Source organism: Arthrospira sp. PCC 8006, assembly GCF_046480465.1.
Classification (GTDB): domain Bacteria; phylum Cyanobacteriota; class Cyanobacteriia; order Cyanobacteriales; family Microcoleaceae; genus Limnospira; species Limnospira platensis.
Genome location: NZ_PKGG01000433.1, coordinates 1 through 1,728, shown reverse-complemented (window position 1 = coordinate 1,728; position 1,728 = coordinate 1). Strand labels below are relative to the sequence as shown.

General features: G+C 43.5%; 2 protein-coding genes. One reads left to right on the top strand and one right to left on the bottom strand.

Features of this window, described 5'->3' with window-relative positions; genetic code table 11:
- Nucleotides 1–779: 779 nt before the first annotated feature.
- Nucleotides 780–1,115, top strand: a complete 336-nt coding sequence (locus tag B9T16_RS28410; protein ID WP_006615878.1) for an antibiotic biosynthesis monooxygenase — start codon at nucleotides 780–782, stop codon at nucleotides 1,113–1,115.
- Nucleotides 1,116–1,340: 225 nt separating this feature from the next.
- Here the strand turns inward: B9T16_RS28410 and B9T16_RS28405 are convergent, their stop codons facing one another.
- Nucleotides 1,341–1,574 carry a hypothetical protein gene (locus B9T16_RS28405; protein WP_014275672.1) on the bottom strand — a complete coding sequence of 78 codons (234 nt, stop codon included), beginning with the start codon at nucleotides 1,572–1,574 and terminating at the stop codon, nucleotides 1,341–1,343.
- Between the last annotated feature and the right edge of the window lie 154 nt (nucleotides 1,575–1,728).

The window sequence follows — 1,728 nt, the reverse complement described above, 5'->3', positions numbered from 1 at the left end:
GAGCACGAACACTCTGCTCAATGGCTTCAGGGGCGGTGAGTTCAGGAGGGTTAGCTTCGCTGTAGAGAATGGCCGCAATCGCGTCAAGGTGTTGCTGGAGTTGAGCTGGTTTCTGAGAATCCATGAGTAGAGGGAGGGTGAGTGGTGCTTCGCTCATTATGTAGGGCTGTGGGTGAAGGTTGCACTAAGTACAATTACTCATTTCCTAACTGAGATGCACCCTTTGAATGGGAGGGGATGGAGGCGACTCCATTCTCGACCCCTACCAGACGTGCCACGGTGTAGATGTAAATCCGGCAATAAGTAGGAGTTTTACGGCGAGAGCGAGTTGAAAGACTACGTGGTGCATATAGCTCTGAACGAAGAAGGACCAAGCGGTGAAATCAACACTATACCAATAACAATTGGGCAACCACATCAGGAGCCGTATGAGGCGAAAGTCTCAAGTACAGTTGGGAAAGGGAGGGGATGGGGGCGACTCCATTCTCGACTCTACCCATACATTATACTGTACTTTGTGTTTTGGGTAAAGGCTGTATAGATAATTAAGGGGAAATTAACAGCGAATAATTGATAAAAATTGACCTATATGGGTTAATATGGGTTTTGGGCTCAGTTCCTCTCCGTGTGGCGGAAAAGAGGGGGTGTCAAGACTTGTTTCCTATAGAGCGCGTAAAGTACCTCAGCATCTGGCATTTGTGAATGTTGGTTAGCCAAAATGTATCGGTTGGTCTAGCACCAGGAGTCCAATGTTCTCAACTCATAACCGGTGGTTAGTTATGTCCGAATTTTTTGATTTTCTGAAACACAAACACGCCTATATTGCGATCGGGGAGTTTAAGCCTGGTAAATTTGAAGAAGCCCGAGAACTGTTTGAACAAGCAGTTTCAACCTACAGTACCGGGTTCAAAGGGTCTTATTTGCTACAGGAACCGGGAACTGATCGTGGTATTGCCATTATCTTCTGGGAAAATATCCAAGACATGGAAGCCAATCAAAGTGAAGCATATCAGGCTTTGCTAGATCAAATGACACCCCTATTCGCCAAAGCCCCGACTACTTCATTCTACGAAGTTCGCAGCGAAATTCGTGCCGCCGCCGAATCTCTAGTTTAATCAAAACTTGGGGCTGGTAACTCAAAAGCAGATAATGAACCTTGATTAATCATCACCCTGGTCGAGTTGAGTTAAACAGAAGCGTTTACCGTTGTCTTGGAATTGTAGAAGTCCAGATTGGTGTCAAGGGACTTAATGCGATCGCTTTTTTGCCCTAGCTGGGAATTTGTACTTATTTTGTCCATCTTCCCAGTAGGTTCTCCTCGATTTGGCCAGTCTGATTAATTACTCCTTGGCTTTTCCTCTGGGATGGTTAATCCGGCTAGTGCGATCGCTTAATCCTGTTGGGTACTGCCTATATTGATTTAGGATTGTGTAAATCAGCTTCATTAATTCGTTGTCTCTGGAGTTAACCTCTGATATCAGTTTCTGATTTTGCTTCATTAACTGCCAGACTAAAAAAACGGTAATACCATCAGTTCCCAGTTTGACTATCTCAGGTAATACATTAGAATCCATCGTTGTTTTTTTCGTTGTCTTTTAAGATTAATTCATCATAGTAATTTGTCTTGGCTAAATATTTTTCAATATGTTTTAAAGTAAGCCAGATAAGTTGTCTGTCCCCTCGGGTTTACTTTCTGATTGAATTTCCTAATCTATTGATGTCTGCTTT

What these genes read in the sequence shown, in the direction of transcription:
- B9T16_RS28410 (WP_006615878.1), top strand. Translation starts at nt 780, where the DNA reads ATGTCCGAATTTTTTGATTTTCTGAAACACAAACACGCCTATATTGCG.
- B9T16_RS28405 (WP_014275672.1), bottom strand. Translation starts at nt 1,574, where the DNA reads ATGGATTCTAATGTATTACCTGAGATAGTCAAACTGGGAACTGATGGT.